Here is a 17,257-nt window from a genome sequence, read left to right as displayed (position 1 = left end):
GAGAAACCGACAAGAACTTCTTTCATCACTTCGTCAAGGTCGCACTTTCCTCAATCATCTTTGCTAATTCTGCGGAAGTGACCGCTGTTTGATTCACTCGGACTGTATTCCAATGTTTCTTATTCATGTGATAACCGGGGAAAACACCCGCTAAATCACGCATCTCTTGCCCATGTTCCGGCGTCAATTTCAAATCAATGAGCAACTGCCCATCTTTTTCAAAAACCATGGCGATCATCTTGTGATTGCGCTTTTGCTTAATCACTGACCAGAGGATTTTTTCCTTGGAATTTCCACCGTTAAAAGGATAGTCGACATAGCCCTGACAATGAGCTAGGGTAAAATCAATCAGTTCTTCTCGAGTATAAGACATCTTGTTCCTTGTTTATGCGGCTTGGTGTGAATGACCAGCTTTTGTTGATTGACCATCGTTTTCATGCTTACCTGGTCGAAGCATGGCCAAAAGAATGACCACTGCCATTACCAGAATTAACAGGCCATACAAGCCAATCCCGGGGTTGGTTCCCTTCAATGGCGAAAACGCCCCCAGGAAGGAAACGATGGCTGGGGCAAAGGCCGTTCCAACGTTGCAGCCGACTAACAAAATCGAATTGGCCAGTCCATCAGCTGACTTTGGAATCCGATTATCAATCGTGTCAAAGACGTAGGTACCCGCCAACGGGTAAGCAAAGCCGATAATGGCAACGGCCAGTGTGAGCACCCACAAGTTTGTGGCGTAATTCATCAAAAGGGTTCCGATTACCATGCAGCCCAGGCCTGCCAGTAAAACATAACGGCGCAAGGCTTTGAAGGCGGTCCCAAACAAAAAGCCCATGGCCATTGAGGCCAGCGTATAGGCAGTGATGATGAAAGCAGCCGTCGTCCCGTCACCCATGTGGTTTGAAACGACAACCGAAGGGGTCAGCACGTTGACAATGGCCATGCCAATGGTCAAGGTGCCACAAAAGACCGAGGACCAAATAATTGGCCATGAGAGTTTTGGCTTGGCCTCATTTGCCTTCTTGGCCTTTTTTGAAAAGTGGTACTCCGGCACGACTTTCCAAAAGCCTGCCAATACCACGAGAATAAAGGCGTAAGCCAAAAAAGAAGTCTGCCAGGAGATATTCAATAAGAGACCGGCCAGCAAGTTAATGATGCAAATGCCGATTGGTTCAAAGGCCGAGCGTTCACCGAGCATCTGGGCCTGATCATCCCCTTCATAATAGAGGTTAATCAGGGTAATGGCCAGTGAATTGGTCATTCCAATTCCGATCCCAAAAACAATACGAGCTAACAAAACGAGCCAAAGGTTTGACAAAATGGCTGGGGCAATCCCTGCCAGCCCCATCAGCAGCATCCCGAGTCCAACGACTTTTTTAATGCCGAACTTAGCTGCGATTTGACTGGAAAAAAGTAAAATAATGAAGGCCGGGATTTGTTGAATCGTGGCCACCATGTTCACTAAGGTGCTTGGGTAATTGGAAAAGGCGCGCTGCATCGCTGGTAGCGCGGGTGAAATCGCTGTCCCCGAAGTAATAATCAGGGAAACAGCCAGAATCCAAAAACGGTGTAACGACGTCTTCGGGTCCCATTGTTGTCGATCTTTTGACATTGGGCACTCCTTTCAACTGTGTCTACACCCTTATTGTACCCCTCTTTTAAACAAGTGTTAAATGCTTCGCAAAGTCAAAAGTTCAGGTAAACAAGCGGCTAATAATGGCGAAAGGAAGGAAAGGCAAAGCGATTGAAAAAGGCAATGCACTCCCCGTTACAAAACAAAGCCAGCACCGTCCCAATCTGAATTCCAACAAAATGACCCGTCACAATAAAGGCCAAGAAAATGAGCAAAATGGCTGGCAAAAAGGCAAGCAATTGCCCCTTCCAAACATTGCCAGAAAAGAAGCGACTCGCCAAGATATCCGTCAAGTAATCCGTTGGGTACATCCACAGGTTGGCCCGTTGGTAGAAGGACGTACCGAGGCAGACAATGAGAATACCGAGTACGACAAGTATCAGTTGCCCCACCCCACCCGTGAAAAAGCGACGGAGAAAGAAAAAGGAAAGGGCAAAAGCATGGATGAGTTCACCAAAAAAGAAAACAAAGAGCACCGAACCAGCAACGTGCCGCCAAGACACAAGTGGTAAAAGAAAAATATTAGCGATAATGACCAAAAAACCAATCAGCATGATTGTGGCATTCAAAGGAGCGTGGAAGACCTGTGATAAACCGAGAGAAGCCGCCGTCCACATACCGTTTCCCGCACCAGAAATAATGCTCAACGCGTTACCAAAGGTCACGAGTAACAAACCAATAATAAAAAAGACGACTCGTGTTGTTTGCCGATTAATCATTGTTTTTTCACCATGTTGTTAACGTCCTTTCTCGTTTTTATAGCGTACACTTTAGTTGCATATGCAACATAACCCTGCTAAACTAGAGGCATTCGTCATCGACTTTGGCAAGTAACCGTCGCAGTTCTTTCTGCTCCGTCGTTGTCAACTTGGTCATTTTTTCGTGAATATATTCTTTTTCGATTTTTTCGAGGAATTGATAACTTTCCCGCCCCTTTTCAGTTGGGAACAGTTGCTTGGCCTTTCGATTGCCAGGCCCTGCGACTTTGTCAATGTAGCCCCGCTCGTCTAGCTTACGTAAGGCTCGGCTCAAGGTAGTTTTGTCGACCCGTACCAGTTCAGCAAGAGACGATTGCGTTAAGCCTTCGTTTTCGACAATTCGAATCAGGTACAAAAACAGGTTGTTTTCGAGCTGATACTTTTTGGCTGCCTGGTTCATTGACGTGGTGGCCGTGCGCGAAATGGCCCCCATTTGACGGAAAATTTCAAATTCAATCATCATTGTCCCCCACTGTTGTATTTGCAACATTAAGTATACAAGAAAGGTGCCCTGCCATTTGGCAAATCAAGCAATTAAACGAACTATCCGCAACCGACTTTTTCGCCATGGAAAAGCTGCGAATCGATACCTTCGTCGTCGAAAAAAAGCGACTTTACCATGACCTTGATGACATCGATTTAAAAGCCGACCACCTCAGCTATATTGAAAACGGGCAATGCCTGGCCTACGCCCGGATTTTTGAAAACGGGGATGCCATTCACTTTGGCCGAGTTGCCACGGCTCTTTCAGCCCGTGGTCAGGGCTATGGTGGCGAACTAGTCCGGCGTATTTTAGCTTTTTGTGCTGAAAAGTGGCCGGAGCGCCCCATCGAGATTGAAGCCCAAGAACAAGTCGTGGGTCTCTATGAAAAATTCGGCTTTCAAGCCGTTAGCCCCCTCTTCATACTCGAGGGAACACCCCACCAAAAAATGATTAAAAAATAAAAACGAGTCCAAGTAATCCTTGGACTCGTTTTTTTGAAAATTAAGGTTCTGGTTCAAAGAAACGGCCACCCGTGTGCTCGACTTTGGACTCGGAGTAAAAGGCATGGGGATCCACCTCGTGAATCGCCTCACGCAAATCACCCAGTTCGTGCTGGGTGACAACCGTCAAAAGAACGGCCTTATCCTTTCCCGTGTAGCCACCGTGAGCAGAATCAATAATGGTCACCCCACGGCGCATCTTTTGCTGAATGTGTTCACACATCATCTCAGGCTTGTTGGTCACAATCATCTCTTGGATTTGTTGTTGGCGGGTGTAGAAGACATCAATAAAGTGGGCCGACACCACGACACCAATAATCGAATACAAGGCGTACTGCCAACCGTAGGTCAAGCCTGCCCCAACCATAATCAATGCGTTAAAGGCCAAATTGACCGAGCCGACTTTGGTATGGAACTTCATTTTAAAGAGCATCCCGATGATGTCTAAGCCACCGGTTCCAACCCCAAAGCGCAAAGCCGTTCCAACGGCCATCCCGTTCAACGCACCACCAAACATGGCACAGATCAAAGGATCCGGTGTCAGCACAATCGATGTGGAAAAAACGGGCACGAACAGTGCCGATAAAATGACAGCCAAAGCCGTAAAGACTGCAAAGCGCTTGGAAAGTTTCAAAGCCGCAATCAGCAGAAGTGGCAAATTGGCCGCAGCGATTCCCCAAGAAACAGAGACACGGCCGTGGGTCAGGGTGTCAATTAGCTGGGCCAGTCCCGTGAAGCCAGAAGAATAGATGTGGCCGGGCTTCCAAAAATAGTTTAGGGCGATGGCCAAGATGACCCCGTATAAAACGGCCCCCATGAACTGGTGATAGTAATAGTGATCTAACTTTTTTTCGATTTTTGCAATCATTGTCTTGTGCTAAGTTAACTTGGGCGAAAAGCCTTTTGTCCCTAGCAGAGATTTGACCAAATGGCAGCCTGGTCCTTGGCTGATTCACGGGCGAACCGTGAACTACCCTTATATTCTAACAAGATTGGCTGAAATGTGGCCATAAAATTGCAAAATGTCGTCATTTTGTTTGAAATGTCACGCAGCAGCCAAATAAAAAACGCGCCCATTCGGTCGCTAGGACCGCCATGCACGCTTTTTTTCTTTTTTTAATAAGTCCACTTAGCCTTTCGAAACTTCTTCATCAGCTTCCAATCCCAGTTCAGCCAATTGCTTGGCATCAACGGGGGTTGGCGCTTCCGTCATTGGTTCGGTAGCCTTCGAGTTCTTAGGGAAGGCAATCACTTCACGAATGTTATCCTGTCCGGCCAAGAGCATGGCCAAGCGATCCAAACCAAGGGCGATCCCTCCCATTGGTGGGAAGCCGTATTCCATGGCTTCAAGCAAGAAACCAAAGGCTTCTTCTGCTTGTTCATGCGTAAAGTCCAAGGCACGCAACATCTTTTCTTGAATGTCCATGCGGTGAATACGGATGGAACCTGAACCCAATTCGTAACCGTTCAAGACCAAGTCGTAAGACTGGGCGTGGGCCTTGTGAGGATCTTCTCCCTCATTCAGGTAGTGCAAGTCCTCTTCGTTTGGCATCGTGAATGGATGGTGAGCGGCAATCCAACGATCAAAGTCTTCGGAATACTCAAACAATGGCCAATCAACGATCCAAGCAAAACGCCAAGGCGTCGTCGTATCAATCAGGTTCAATTCCTTGGCCGTCAAACGACGCAAGGCGTCAAGTGAGGCTGCCACAACATCGGCACGACCAGCACCAAAGAGCAAGAGGTCGCCGACTTTGGCATCGGTTGCAGCCAACAAGTCCTTGGCCGCCTTTTCGTCAAAGAACTTGGCGATTGGTCCGGTCAAACCGTCGTCGGCAACCTTCATCCAGGCCAGACCCTTGGCACCGAAACGTTCGATGTATTGGCCAAGCTTGTCGATGTCTTTACGTGAGTAGTGATCAGCAGCGCCAGGTACAGCCAAAGCCTTCACAACGCCCCCATCCTTAACAGCATTGGCGAAGACACCAAATTCAGAATCCTTGACAACGTCTGAAAGGTTTTTGATTTCAAATGGAATCCGCAAGTCTGGCTTGTCCGTTCCGAAGCGATCCATTGATTCTTGCCAAGTCAATCGCTCAATATCTTCTAACTTCAAGTCGAAGTTGACAACATCCTTCATGATTTGTTGAACCCAGTGACCGACAAGTTCTTGAATTTCTTTAGCATTCAAGAAAGAAGTCTCCAAGTCCAGCTGTGTAAATTCTGGCTGGCGGTCACCACGCAAATCCTCATCACGGAAACAGCGGGCAATCTGGAAGTAACGGTCAAAGCCAGCTCCCATCAGCAACTGCTTAAAGAGCTGTGGTGACTGTGGCAAGGCATAGAAAGAACCGGGATAGATACGCGATGGCACCAAATAATCACGGGCCCCTTCCGGTGTTGACTTAGCCAAGTATGGCGTTTCGATGTTAATAAAGTCGTGCTCTTCCATGAAACGGTAGGCAGAAGACATAATCTTTGAACGCACCCGCAAGTTGTGTTGCATTTGTGGGCGGCGCAGATCCAAATAGCGGTACTGAAGCTTCAGTTCTTCCCCAGCGTTCACATTATCTTCGATATCAAAGACAGGGGTCTTTGAATCGGCCAAGATTTCAGCCTTTGACACCTTCACTTCGATGCCACCCGACTTGATCTTGTCGTTTTTTTGTCCGTCCGCACGGGCTACGACTTGGCCTTCGATGGCCAAAACGAATTCGTTTCGAGCCTTCTGAGCGACTTCGAGAGCAGCGGCTTGATCAGCTGAAAAAGTCAACTGCACGATGCCTTCGCGATCACGCAAATCGACGAAGACCAATTCACCAAAATTACGGCGCTTCTGCACCCAACCAGCCAATTTCACTGTCTGACCGATGTACTTTTCGTCCACTAACCCTGCATAGGTTGTCCGTTCCATTATTCTGCCTCCTCTGCCACTAATTCAGCCATGACAGCTTCAATTTCTTCTTCAAGCTTTGCAATATTCATGGCCGCTTGCTTCCCAGTGACCATGTCTTTTACCTTCACCTGCTTAGTCTGGGCTTCTTCATCACCGATTGTGATCACGAAGCGAGCCTGACGACGGTTGGCCGCCTTGAACTGTGCCTTCACCGAGCGACCTGAAAAGTCCAAATCGGCCGAGAAGCCGAGGTCACGCAACTTCGTCGCCAACTCCAAGGTCAGCGCCTGATTGTCATCCCCAATGTGTGCCAAGTAAAAGTCCAATTGAGCCGGTGCCAGATTCAACTGATTTTGTGCCGTTAACAAGGCAATCAGACGTTCCACGCCAAGTCCAAAACCAATTCCCGGCGTTTCTGGCCCACCGAATTCTTCGACCAAACCTGAGTAACGACCACCACCAGCAATCGTTGCCGCCCCCTTCAAGTCGGGATCGGTCGTCATGACCTCAAAGATCGTATTATTGTAATAGTCAAGGCCACGAACCATTGATGAATCAATTTCATATTGGATTCCCAAGTCATCCAGATAGGCCTTCACGGCTTCAAAGTGAGCCTTTGATTCTTCTGACAAGTAGTCAAAGATCGTTGGTGCCCCTTCAACAATGGCCTGATCCTTTTGATCCTTTGAATCAAGCACCCGCAAGGGGTTCTTTTCCAAGCGCGTCTTAGAATCCTCGGATAGTTCGGCTTCGTGTGGCTTCAAGTAATCAATCAGGGCCTGGCGATAAGCGGCGCGTGATGCTTGGTCGCCCAAGGTATTCAGGGCGACTTTTAGATCCTTTAGTCCAAGGGAGGCCAAGAACTTCACAACCATCGTGATCACTTCGGCATCTAAGCTTGGCGCAGTCGAGCCAAAGGCTTCCACACCAATCTGATGGAATTGGCGGAAGCGGCCAGCCTGTGGCCGTTCGTAGCGAAACATTGGGCCCATGTAAAAGGCCTTATAGGGCTTTTCTTGTTCCGGGCCAAAGAGCTTGTTTTCAACAAAGGCACGGACAACACCGGCCGTCCCTTCAGGACGCAAAGCCATGTGACGGTCACCCTTGTCGGCAAAGTCATACATTTCCTTTGTCACGACATCAGAAGTATCCCCTGCTGAACGGGAGAAAAGGTCGAAGGACTCAAAGATGGGCGTCCGGATTTCCCCGTAACCGTAACGGGGAAAAATCATGCGTGCCTGCTGTTCAATCTTTTGCCATGCAAGAACGTTTTGCCCAAAAATATCGGCCGTTCCCTTTGGCTTTTGAAAAGTTGCTTTTGCCATGTGTTGTCATCGACGCCTCTGCGTCGCCTCCATCTAATTTATCGAGCAAATAACGAAAAAAGCGCCCTCAAGAAATGCTGTCTAACAACATCTCCTAAGGGCGCTTTGGCGCGGTACCACCTTACTTTCGTGTGCCGTGCACACGCTAGGTTTCCCTTAACGCGGGAAAACGGCTGGGTTAACAGCGCCTGTGTAGGTGTCTTGAGCAAAGCCTCGCCCGACTCTCAGCAGCCGTCGGGTCTCTTTTTCGAGGGGGTTTGCTCTTTCCCTACTCATCGGTTATTCGTTAATTTCATTTTAGCAGTTCCAAGGAGCATGTCAATAGGTATTCCTTTGGATTCGCCCCAACTTTCGTTATAATGAACCTAACAAAATTCACTTTTCAATCAATCAAAAGGAGGTCTTGATGAAGAAAATCATCCATCAATTAACGCGGGATGGCCTTTTCCTTTCGACCAGCATCCTCGTTCTCTTCTTTGCCTTACTCGGTCGTGTCCAATGGGCAAGTATCTCTTGGCCGACAGTCGAGTCACTACTTGCCTTGCTGGGCCTTGTCACACTCTTCCAATCGCTAGGCTTGATCGATGCCTTAGCTGACTTTTTCATTGAAAAGGCCAAGACGACCCGCTCACTCGTCTGCGCCCTCTACCTACTGACCTTCTTCTCGGCCATGGTGGTCACAAACGATGTCGCGATTTTAACCTTTTTGCCCCTTACCTTTGCCCTGGCCAAAAGAGTGCCTTTCCCGACTGTCAAAGTCGCCGCGGCAACTACCAGCTATGCCAACCTGGGATCGGCGATTTCGCCACTTGGAAACCCACAAAACATCTTTTTGTTGGCCCATTACCAAAAGGGCTTCGCTGAGCTGTTTTTACCCGGCACGTTGCTCCTTTTCTTAGCACTCTGTTCCCTTCCCTTTTTCATCAAAATGGTGCCAGAGAAAAGCATCCAACCGATTGAACAAAAGGCCCAGATTCGTCCGTTCAGCACCTTCGATCGTCTCCTTCTTTTTCTGGCGTCAATCCTTGTTTTGCTTAGCCTGCTGTCCCAATCGAACCTGCTTGGTGCACTGGCCATTGTTTTTTTATTGATCTTTCACTTCGATTCGACCGTCCTAAAAGCAATTGATTACGGCGTGGTCCTTTCGATTTTAAACTTTTTCTTGCTCGTCTCGGTCCTGATTGGCTTGCCCGTCGTGCACCAACTATTGCAAGAACTCGGTTCTGAAAAGCATTCCCTGTTCATGACCGCTACCCTATCGAGCCAGTTCATTTCAAACGTACCAGCGGCTGCGCTTCTAGCACCTGTCACCAAACAATTCACCGCTCTTTACCTCGGGGTTTCCATCGGTGGATTCGGTACTTTGCTTGCTTCCCTTGCCAACCTTTTGGCCTTCCGTCAGGTCAAAGAAAACGTCAAAGCAGGGGTTCAACGGGACTTTTTCATCGTTTTTACCCGCTATAACCTTTTTTTCTTAGTGTTTGGCATGCTACTTGCCCTTCTCTACTTAACCCTGACATAAAAAAAGCAGCGACATCGATCGCTGCTTTTTTGCTTGTTTAGTCCGTCGTTTTTTGTGGACCAAGAATGTCTCGAACTCGTTTTTGCAAAGCCGGAACAACTTCTTTCTCATACCAGGGATTCTTCGCTAACCAAATGTTATTTCGTGGTGATGGATGAACAATTGGAAAGTATGTTGGCCAGTATTCCTCGTAGTTCTTGATCGTGTCGGTAATCTTAGCAGAAGACTTAAGGTGCAGGTAATACTTCTGTGCATAAGAGCCAACTAGAATCGTCAACTGCCGATCGGCCATTCGATCAAGCAAGCGTGGATGCCATTTTTCGGCAATGCCCTTGCGAGGTGGCTCGTCGCCAGACTTGGCCTTGCCCGGATAGTAAAAGTCCATCGGAATAACGCCAATGTCCCCTGAATCGTAGAACTCTTCCTTACTGACTCCCAACCACTCACGGAGGCGGTCACCAGAGGCGTCATTCCACATAATCCCAGATTCCTGGACCTTCAAACCGGGGGCTTGACCAATGATCACAATTTTCGCCGTTTTCGGTGCAATAAAAATCGGATCCCAACCCTTTTTTGTATAGTCCTGATTCATTGGATCAGCTTTTATTTCATCATGAATCGTCATCCTTCTCCTTCTTCCTTTTAATTAATCAAGGCTGGATCAACGGCTTCAGCAGCGGCTTTGACCGCACGGTCCTTAAAATAGATCCGGTCTGCATTGTGATACAAGACATCCGCCAGCTCATCTTCTGAAAAAAGGTCACTGGCTGAAAGCCAGTTGGCTAAGTTCTCATACGAATTAAAAGTGGCCGACCATGGGGAATCCGTTCCCCAAATCAAGCGTTTAGGCCCTAACAACTCCTTGGCTATGGCAACGGCTTCGTGACACTTTGGATAAGGAAAGTCCGTCTCGCCAATAATGTCTTGGATTGCCGACAAATCAGTCGCAATATTTGGATGTGGCGCAAAGAGTTCCAGCGCCGCCCGCAGGCGATAAAGATGATCAGCAGCAGGAAAAGATAAATGGCAGACGACAAAGTCCATCAGCGGATAGCGAGCCGCTAAATTAGCGATGGCTTCCGGCTGATAGGAAATCTGTTCAGAAGATCCGTAGTCCACCGTCACGGTAAAACCAGGAAAGTCGGCTAAATAATGAAAAATCTGCCCGACTTTGGCATCGGTATCTAAGCGAAAGGGCTTTTCTGAATGGTAGCCGTGCAAGCCACCACCCTGCGAAATTTCGAACTTAATGGCACGAAAGCCAAGATCTTCGACATGCCGTTTCACGATGGCCAGCGCATGATCAGCAAATGGGTCAACCGAAAAGGCGGCAATGAAACGTTCTGGGTACTTTTTTACCATTTGATAGCTATAGTAATTTTGATAGCCATTTAAGGAGCCCTGCAGCAAAACGGCCTTTTCAACGTCTGCTTGATCCATTAATGACAGCGCCGCTTCGGCCGTAAAGGAATCGTCACCAGCGCCCTTTGGAACCAGCTGAATCACCGTTCCATCATCCCAGATGGCTTTTCCATCGCCGAGAGCGTTCAAGCGGCCCTTCCCGTTTAACCCGGCAATTGTTTTGACGAGATGTAAGTGTCCATCAATTTTCTTCATGACTTTCTCCAATCCTTTTCAAACCCAATTGTACACTTTCTGCTTGCCTCATCCTACTCGTTCCAGCAATTAAAAAGTCGAACCATTTAGTCCGACAAGTAAGTATACTTACATTAAGTAAGCGGCGTTATAAATCAATAGCAAAGCACCGAGAGCAAACAGAAGCGTCCCCCAGAGCAATTGTGAAATCACGGAACGATCGCCGAAATAAAGGCGCAGCAGTGGTGCTGTGCTTCCAAAAATCAAAACAATAATTCCTAAAATAACCAGTCCAAGTCCAACAATTGCGAGCATGGCCTTTCCTCCCTTTCTGTCTATGCTTTCGCCAAAACTGGAACCGCTGTTTGTGCTAAGACGTGTCCCTTCATGGCTTTTAGTAGATCGTTTAAGTAATAGCCTTCCGTTAAGTTCAGCTTCTCATCAAGTGCATAGACCGTTAACGTATAGTCGTGGTCCTTATCCGGTGGCATCGGTCCGCCATACCGGTACACGATGCGCTCGCTATAGTCTGGGTAGAACTTCGAAGCAAAGCTATTGCTGTCCTGGCAAATCGACTGATCCTGCCGACTTGCATCGGCTGGTATCGACGTAACCGGACCAAAGTTCGTTGCTAGCCAGTGAATGAATGGGAAGCCACAAACCGGCACGGCATCGTAATCGATGAAGGTGACAACCAAGTCCTTGGTTCCGGCTGGTAAATCACTGATCGAAATTGGTAACGAGCAAACTGGCACGCCCTCTTCTTTATCTTGGTCAGCAGCATATTTTCCGAACTGATCAGGCAGATAGCCATCAAATTGCTTAAGTTTCATGGAAAGCTCCTTTCCTTCTCTTCTATTCCATTCTAACAGCTTGAAAAAGAAAGTAAAACTGAGCAAGGGGCTGTTGCACGTTGCAAAAAGTGCTATGCTAATCGTAGAAATCAGAATGGTAATTTGTTAGGAGGTTTTCATGACAACAGAAGAGGAAAAAGAGGAAGAGAAGAAGGCCGACCAGTTAACGCCCTACCACAAGCCTTGGTTTATTTTAATTGCTGTCATCGCCGTTATTAGCATGATTGCCTACGTCGCCTTTTTAGCTTAAAAAATAGAAGTTGCTTAAAAAGCTGTTGCTAGAATGGTCGCAAAAAAATAAGACAAAAGTGCATAGCATTTAATCGATATAGCAAAAGGGTTCGCTCCAAGCAATATAAATCCTATAAAAGAGCCTAATTATTCAACTAATGTCGGGTATTGTAATTGATAAAGATTTTGTAAGTGAAAACGGACAGATAAACGAAGAATTATCTCACATTGTGATAGAAGATTTTTCCAAAGCTATTAAGTACATTTCGCACTTCATGAAGGGTATTAAACTATGATATTAAGAGAATATGATTGGGTAAAACTAAAAAATGGAAGCACTGGCGTCTTAGTCGATTTAGCCAACAAAGAACATGGTTATTTTATTATTGAGATAGATTGGCCTGGAAAGCCAGGTCACGTTATTGACTGGGATGGCATTTTTCCAAAAGACATCAAGAAGGTATTGACGCCCTACACTCCTTCTTTAGAGGCTGGTCAATACTGGTCCGACGAAGAGTTTTATGATTGCTTAATAGCCGATATGACGAAGTAGGCGTGATAAAATTAAAAGTAAAAAGGCCTCTATGTATTTCGTATTGGATATATTGATAAACTTAAATTGTTATAGCTACCGTACAACTTTCTTGACTGGTTATCGGAAAAGTCCCGGTCTTTTTTTATGCATAAAAAAAGCACTCACAAATAAATGAATGCTTGCATACTTTATTAAATAAATTCGATTGACTTCATATCTTTTGTATAAACCATGTGACCCGTATCGCCATCCTTTAATGTGATAGCATCTCCTGGTTCTTCGTTGTCACCATCAGGATTCCAACAGAAATACATTCCCGTAACAAAAGAACCATCTTTTTTAGTAATCTTAACATTCTTATCAAGATATTGATTTGGATTATCTACTTTCAAAATATTCTCCTATTAATCTAAGCAAACTAAGTATTATTTATAACTAATTATACATTTTTCATATTCTTACACAAAGTACTTATGATTTAAAAAGCCCTACTCATTCAAGTAAGGGCTTTTATTTTTTGGGTGACTATAAATTGCTATCGGCAATACACTATTGAAAAAGGTAAGGTTTTATATGGTTCTTGGATCTTAATATATAGATATTGCTTTTTCTGTCTTTTAGGAACAAAAAAGAGGATTGGAAGTTCATTCTTCCAATCCTCTTTTTATATCAAGGAGATAGCGGAATTCCAAAAAAGCCTGTCATATCAACGTTTTACGGGTTTTGTGTTAATTTATGTGTTATTTTATTCTAGTTTTGGGACGATACCATCAAGGACGCTTGCTGTTTTTTCGCTGGCCTCTTTGGTCACTTCACTATAAATATCTAGCGTAATGGAGGCGTCAGCATGACCTAGATAGGTTTGTGCTTGCTTAACGGTTGCACCACGTTCAAGAGCAAGAGTTGCCCACGTATGGCGTAGCCCATGAGGTGTTATCCCCTCAGCCACGTTGTAGCGTTTCTTAACGTCATCCATCCACTTTTTAGGCCTGGTCGGCTGTACAAAATGGCCTTCAGTATTAAAAACAAAGTCATTTGGCTTTTTATAACTACTTTCATCATAGTAGCTGGCTAGTACCCTGACCATGTCAGAGGCTATCTTAATTGTTCGATAGCTTGCAGACGACTTTGGATCTTTCAAATACCCTACACCGTGTAGGCCTCTCCCTATGGCTTGTTCTATGGTTATATAGCCACCATCAAAGTCTACATGCTTCCACTGTAAGGCTATTAGCTCCTCTGACCTCATACCAGTGAAAGCGGCCAGCCTAAGTAAAACATAAGCCTGCCTGTTAATCTGGCAATATTGGCTATCAAGCACCTCAACAAACCGCCTAAACTCTTCAAGGTTCATGGCCTTCTTTTTCTTCTTGGTTCGTCTCTCTCTTGGGAAGACAACTTTGGTAAATGGATCTACAGCTATCATGTCCAAACGTACGGCCATATCTACCACCTTACGAAAGTACAGCACCGGCTTTTTATACTTGATAAGTTTGGCCTGCATTGTGGTAAGATACTTCTGTAAAGCTATAGGGGTGATTTCATCTACTGGAGTATTACCCCATACAGGTAAAATGTGTATATCAAAGTAGCTTAGTACTTTGTTAAGCGAGCTTTCTTCTACAGTGCTTTGGTAACCATCTAGCCAAAGTTCATAGAGTGCTTTGACTGTTAGAACGGCCGGGCGCTCTTTTTTGTTGTACTCACTTTCTCCAGCCTTAAACAATACTTTTTCATTATTAAACCAGTCTCTTGCAACTTTCCGGGACAAGAAGCCACGCTTTTTGACTCTTGCTCTCGTACCGTCAGGATGTTTACCAAGATACCCTATTACCTCCCAAGTCTTCCCGTCCTTTGTATTCAATTCTTTTAATTGCATTGCTTACCTCCGATAGCGGGGATGCTATCAAAACAAGCAAAATAAAAGGCGTTGAAAGCTATAGCAATCTATAGACACTCAACACCTTTATATATTGCCACACCATCCCCCAACTAGTACATAGCCTAATTACTCATGCTATAAATACGTTCAGCTTCTTCAAGTTCTTCATCCGTAACTTTTAACCGTGCTTTGCGTATTTGCTGACGGTCATAGATAGCCCACTTTTCTGACTCTGTCAGTGGCTTTCTTGTTTTGTCGCCATTACTCAATCTGTCCACGTCATACCCCAACTGTTTGAGTAGGTCTCTAAATGTCTCCGCCTCTTCTTCGGCATAGATCGCTTTATTTTCGTGTAGCTTGGCATAGTATCTAAAAAAGTGTGCGCTTTGATAAAATTTGTTCATTAGCCACTTTTGGTAAAGGATAATACCAGCCATCACGGCCAATAAAATTGCTATAAAAATGTTCATCGTATTCCTTTCTTGCTTTGGGTCAAAATGTGCTGTTTTTTGTGTCAATTCGAAAATCGATGTATCCGTTGTGACTCTAGGCATACAAGCTCTTTGTGTCGTTTTGTGTCGGTTTTTCGCCACTTCTCTCCTCTATATATGTTTCTATTACCTCCCTCTCTCTTTATTCAATTACCTTTCTATATACTCAAAACCTAACACTTATAACACAAAATATAGTTAAGACTTAGAGTAACAAGGGTTTTCAGGTTTCAACTTTGGGCACATTCGTGGCACGTTGACGTCTCTTGAGGTCTCTTGCCAGTTTGCCTCTGACACGAAAACGTGCACAATCGCTCTTAAACGTACTTTTCGAGGTCTAAACCTAGCCAGCTAAATTGTGGATTATTTGAGTCTCCCTCTGGATGAAGGCGGGTTCGTGTCTCTAAATACCCATTTTGTGCCAATTTTGTGTCAAAACTCTTCTTACTCATTTTCGACTCGATTTTATTATCTCTAAGCCAATCTTCAAACCGTGAAAAAGCGACTCGCTTCGATATTCCGCCGGTATATCCTTCTTCTGTCTCTCGCCGTGCTTCTAGTAAGAAAGAGGCTACCAAGTCCTGACTGTTCGCCCAGTCCTTTGTTGTTTCTTCAATTTCATTACTAACCGTCAGCTTCATGTTAGCCTTGGCTGTTTGAAAGGCAGTAATGCACTCAATAGCAAAGCCTCCCAGCTCCTTGATTGCTTCGGACTCATTCCATAAGGTCGCCCGGTGTTTGGCCTCTTTCGGGTTGTCTCGTACCTTAGGGGCTACAACAGGCACTAAGTGCATGCGCTGGACTAAGGCAGAGCTAACCGATAGCTTAGGCTTGTTGTTGCTTGCAAAGATAAGTAAGGCGTACAGCTCAACACTAATTGAGTTAGATCCTTTACCCTCGACTTCTACCAAGTCGCCCCCTGATAGAGTTTTTAGAGCGTCTGGCATGTCGATACGGGTGTCGGGTATGTCTAGGTGGATATTAGCTAACTTGTTGATTAGGTCAACCGTCCCAAAGCGGGCGCTCTTGCCATTGCTACCGGTCAGCGTGTCGATGTCCTTGGCTGTGATGTTAGCCTGTCCGATAAGTGGCTTTACAATCTTATCCACAAAATAACTTTTACCACTGCCACCCGTTTCATCTAACAAAATTGTGATGGTGTTAAAGGTGTGCTGTTCGGGTATAAAGGCATAACCGATAATCTCCTTGAGATACTGCCAAGAGTTGCCGAATAGATAAGCACCCCATGCGTTAATATTGGGGGAGGTCTGCCCCGGCTGTGCTTCGATATTATGCCCGTTGATCAAGTAGTCTTCTTGTTGGTTGGCCACGATTTCGCCATTATTCAGCATATAAGTTCCATTTTTAAAGGCCACCCGGTCGGTCTTTTGTTTTTCAAAGGGGTTATAGCTTTTTTGCGCCTGCACTAGCACCGTCTTAGCCGTGTCTTCCATCTTGCGGACGGTATAAAATTGTTCCGCTTTGAGATATTGAAAAGCCACCCGCTTAGCTTGCTCTAATGCTCTGTTACGCTTGACCTGTTCCCAGTTAATACCGTTGTAGAGGTAATAATTCATATCATCCCCAAAAGGAACAACGGCCATAGGGTTATCTTTTAGGATCGTGTCAGCAAGTTTTAAATAGTTGACGGCGGTAGGCTTGCCGTCTTCATTGCAAATCAACCAGGCCGGCTTGTCAGTCCGTTCAGCTAAAAAGTTCTGTTCAAGTTGCTCTGTTTTACCCATGAAGTGCCTCCCTCTTTCGTTTTGCCTTAGCAATTTCACGCTTTAAAACGCTTGTATAGACCTTTTCCAACTCATCATAGCTAAGTGGTTCAAGGCTTCGGTCATTGGCTACCTCGGCAATCTCTAAGGCCTTGCGTGGGTGTAGCTGGTAAGACAGTAGCCAACCAATGAGGCTAGTCGCTTGGTCGTTTCGTTGTCCTGTATCAAAACCATTAGCAATCATTCCCCAGCGCTCCGCCACGCTATAGCGGGCATGGCGTTGGTTGTTTTGCTCCTTGCTGTTGGCTTTGTTTTGGTCTAATTCATCCACCCACTGCGGTTTATTCTGGAGTGTTTCCAGTTCGGTGGTTGCTTTGTACTCGTTGCCATCAATTACAGACGGGGCAACAATCACACCACCACTATTTAACAGGTCTAGGCCATCCATGGCGCTTATTAGTCGTTGCTTAGTCTCTTTATCTTCACACTTATAAAAAACGTGCCAGCCACCTCCTGCGGTATTTTCTAGGTAGGTGTTTGATATGGTGGCAAGGTCAACTCCTCGACTGTTCAAGAAGTCCTTTAGACTATGCAGGCCGTCTTTTCCATGTTGGTCAACGTCCACCACCACCAGAGGCGAACGGTCTAGGTCAATGCCCACATTACCGCCCTTGTATTGGGGATGCTCTGCTAACCATTCGGCCAACTCTTCCCAGTGATTAAAGCTATTCTTATAGCCACCGCCTTCACTGTTGTACTTAGTATTAGGTAAAGCCATGAACACATAAGCGCCAATGTTCATATAGGACTTAATCGCTTCTACTTT

General features: G+C 45.8%; 20 protein-coding genes. 4 read left to right on the top strand and 16 right to left on the bottom strand.

The window, feature by feature from the left end; all coding sequences use genetic code 11:
* Nucleotides 1-25 precede the first annotated feature (25 nt).
* The 4 genes from G6R30_RS01980 to G6R30_RS01965 all read right to left on the bottom strand — a co-directional run bounded on the left by G6R30_RS01980 (nucleotide 26) and on the right by G6R30_RS01965 (nucleotide 2,851).
* A complete protein-coding gene (locus G6R30_RS01980) occupies nucleotides 26-373 on the bottom strand; it encodes an MmcQ/YjbR family DNA-binding protein (RefSeq protein WP_213820962.1) in 348 nt (115 codons plus the stop codon).
* A 12-nt stretch (nucleotides 374-385) separates the two neighbouring features.
* Entirely contained in the window at nucleotides 386-1,612 is a 1,227-nt protein-coding gene (locus tag G6R30_RS01975) for an MFS transporter (RefSeq protein ID WP_213820960.1), read from the bottom strand.
* Nucleotides 1,613-1,710: 98 nt separating this feature from the next.
* Nucleotides 1,711-2,352: a DUF6198 family protein gene (locus G6R30_RS01970; protein ID WP_213820958.1), complete on the bottom strand. Its 642-nt coding sequence runs from the start codon at nucleotides 2,350-2,352 to the stop codon at nucleotides 1,711-1,713.
* Between the two features lie 82 nt (nucleotides 2,353-2,434).
* Nucleotides 2,435-2,851: a MarR family winged helix-turn-helix transcriptional regulator gene (locus G6R30_RS01965; protein ID WP_213820956.1), complete on the bottom strand. Its 417-nt coding sequence runs from the start codon at nucleotides 2,849-2,851 to the stop codon at nucleotides 2,435-2,437.
* A 56-nt stretch (nucleotides 2,852-2,907) separates the two neighbouring features.
* Between G6R30_RS01965 and G6R30_RS01960 the strand changes: the two genes are divergently transcribed.
* Nucleotides 2,908-3,336, top strand: coding sequence for a GNAT family N-acetyltransferase (locus G6R30_RS01960; RefSeq protein ID WP_213821061.1), 429 nt, complete (start codon nucleotides 2,908-2,910; stop codon nucleotides 3,334-3,336).
* 40 nt (nucleotides 3,337-3,376) lie between these two features.
* Here G6R30_RS01960 and G6R30_RS01955 read toward each other — a convergent pair whose 3' ends face one another.
* The 3 genes from G6R30_RS01955 to hisS all read right to left on the bottom strand — a co-directional run bounded on the left by G6R30_RS01955 (nucleotide 3,377) and on the right by hisS (nucleotide 7,596).
* Nucleotides 3,377-4,243 carry a YitT family protein gene (locus G6R30_RS01955; protein ID WP_213820954.1) on the bottom strand — a complete coding sequence of 289 codons (867 nt, stop codon included), beginning with the start codon at nucleotides 4,241-4,243 and terminating at the stop codon, nucleotides 3,377-3,379.
* 261 nt (nucleotides 4,244-4,504) lie between these two features.
* Entirely contained in the window at nucleotides 4,505-6,289 is a 1,785-nt protein-coding gene (gene aspS, locus G6R30_RS01950) for an aspartate--tRNA ligase (protein WP_213820952.1), read from the bottom strand.
* Entirely contained in the window at nucleotides 6,289-7,596 is a 1,308-nt protein-coding gene (hisS, locus tag G6R30_RS01945) for a histidine--tRNA ligase (RefSeq protein ID WP_213820950.1), read from the bottom strand. The genes aspS and hisS overlap by 1 nt, the downstream gene beginning before the upstream one ends.
* 406 nt (nucleotides 7,597-8,002) lie before the next feature.
* On the opposite strand from hisS, the gene G6R30_RS01940 reads away from it, so the two are divergent.
* Nucleotides 8,003-9,118, top strand: a complete 1,116-nt coding sequence (locus G6R30_RS01940) for an SLC13 family permease (RefSeq protein ID WP_213820948.1) — start codon at nucleotides 8,003-8,005, stop codon at nucleotides 9,116-9,118.
* A gap of 37 nt (nucleotides 9,119-9,155) precedes the next feature.
* Here the strand turns inward: G6R30_RS01940 and G6R30_RS01935 are convergent, their stop codons facing one another.
* The 4 genes from G6R30_RS01935 to G6R30_RS01920 form a co-directional block, all read right to left on the bottom strand.
* The gene (locus G6R30_RS01935) at nucleotides 9,156-9,743 is read right to left on the bottom strand and encodes a uracil-DNA glycosylase family protein (RefSeq protein WP_213820946.1); all 588 of its coding nucleotides are present in this window, start codon (nucleotides 9,741-9,743) and stop codon (nucleotides 9,156-9,158) included.
* A gap of 17 nt (nucleotides 9,744-9,760) precedes the next feature.
* The gene (locus G6R30_RS01930; protein ID WP_213820944.1) at nucleotides 9,761-10,735 is read right to left on the bottom strand and encodes an amidohydrolase family protein; all 975 of its coding nucleotides are present in this window, start codon (nucleotides 10,733-10,735) and stop codon (nucleotides 9,761-9,763) included.
* A 108-nt stretch (nucleotides 10,736-10,843) separates the two neighbouring features.
* Complete coding sequence (locus tag G6R30_RS01925; protein ID WP_213820942.1) at nucleotides 10,844-11,029, bottom strand: hypothetical protein; 186 nt, start codon at nucleotides 11,027-11,029, stop codon at nucleotides 10,844-10,846.
* A gap of 20 nt (nucleotides 11,030-11,049) precedes the next feature.
* A complete protein-coding gene (locus tag G6R30_RS01920; RefSeq protein ID WP_213820940.1) occupies nucleotides 11,050-11,547 on the bottom strand; it encodes a YbhB/YbcL family Raf kinase inhibitor-like protein in 498 nt (165 codons plus the stop codon).
* Nucleotides 11,548-11,686: 139 nt separating this feature from the next.
* Between G6R30_RS01920 and G6R30_RS06250 the strand changes: the two genes are divergently transcribed.
* Nucleotides 11,687-11,818 carry a hypothetical protein gene (locus G6R30_RS06250; RefSeq protein WP_274381099.1) on the top strand — a complete coding sequence of 44 codons (132 nt, stop codon included), beginning with the start codon at nucleotides 11,687-11,689 and terminating at the stop codon, nucleotides 11,816-11,818.
* 273 nt (nucleotides 11,819-12,091) lie between these two features.
* Nucleotides 12,092-12,352, top strand: a complete 261-nt coding sequence (locus tag G6R30_RS01915) for a hypothetical protein (RefSeq protein ID WP_213820938.1) — start codon at nucleotides 12,092-12,094, stop codon at nucleotides 12,350-12,352.
* A 173-nt stretch (nucleotides 12,353-12,525) separates the two neighbouring features.
* Here the strand turns inward: G6R30_RS01915 and G6R30_RS01910 are convergent, their stop codons facing one another.
* The 5 genes from G6R30_RS01910 to G6R30_RS01890 all read right to left on the bottom strand — a co-directional run bounded on the left by G6R30_RS01910 (nucleotide 12,526) and on the right by G6R30_RS01890 (nucleotide 17,233).
* Nucleotides 12,526-12,726, bottom strand: a complete 201-nt coding sequence (locus G6R30_RS01910; RefSeq protein WP_213820936.1) for a hypothetical protein — start codon at nucleotides 12,724-12,726, stop codon at nucleotides 12,526-12,528.
* A 353-nt stretch (nucleotides 12,727-13,079) separates the two neighbouring features.
* Entirely contained in the window at nucleotides 13,080-14,213 is a 1,134-nt protein-coding gene (locus G6R30_RS01905) for a tyrosine-type recombinase/integrase (RefSeq protein WP_213820934.1), read from the bottom strand.
* 125 nt (nucleotides 14,214-14,338) lie between these two features.
* Complete coding sequence (locus G6R30_RS01900; RefSeq protein ID WP_338018321.1) at nucleotides 14,339-14,809, bottom strand: hypothetical protein; 471 nt, start codon at nucleotides 14,807-14,809, stop codon at nucleotides 14,339-14,341.
* A 215-nt stretch (nucleotides 14,810-15,024) separates the two neighbouring features.
* Complete coding sequence (locus G6R30_RS01895; protein WP_213820932.1) at nucleotides 15,025-16,452, bottom strand: DUF5906 domain-containing protein; 1,428 nt, start codon at nucleotides 16,450-16,452, stop codon at nucleotides 15,025-15,027.
* Nucleotides 16,445-17,233 carry a bifunctional DNA primase/polymerase gene (locus G6R30_RS01890; protein ID WP_274381100.1) on the bottom strand — a complete coding sequence of 263 codons (789 nt, stop codon included), beginning with the start codon at nucleotides 17,231-17,233 and terminating at the stop codon, nucleotides 16,445-16,447. Before G6R30_RS01890 ends, G6R30_RS01895 begins: the two co-directional genes overlap by 8 nt.
* Between the last annotated feature and the right edge of the window lie 24 nt (nucleotides 17,234-17,257).

Source organism: Fructobacillus parabroussonetiae (genome assembly GCF_018437265.1).
In the GTDB taxonomy this organism is placed as follows: domain Bacteria; phylum Bacillota; class Bacilli; order Lactobacillales; family Lactobacillaceae; genus Fructobacillus; species Fructobacillus parabroussonetiae.
The sequence above is the reverse complement of the archived record's forward strand: the minus strand, read 5'-3'. Positions and strand labels throughout refer to the sequence as shown.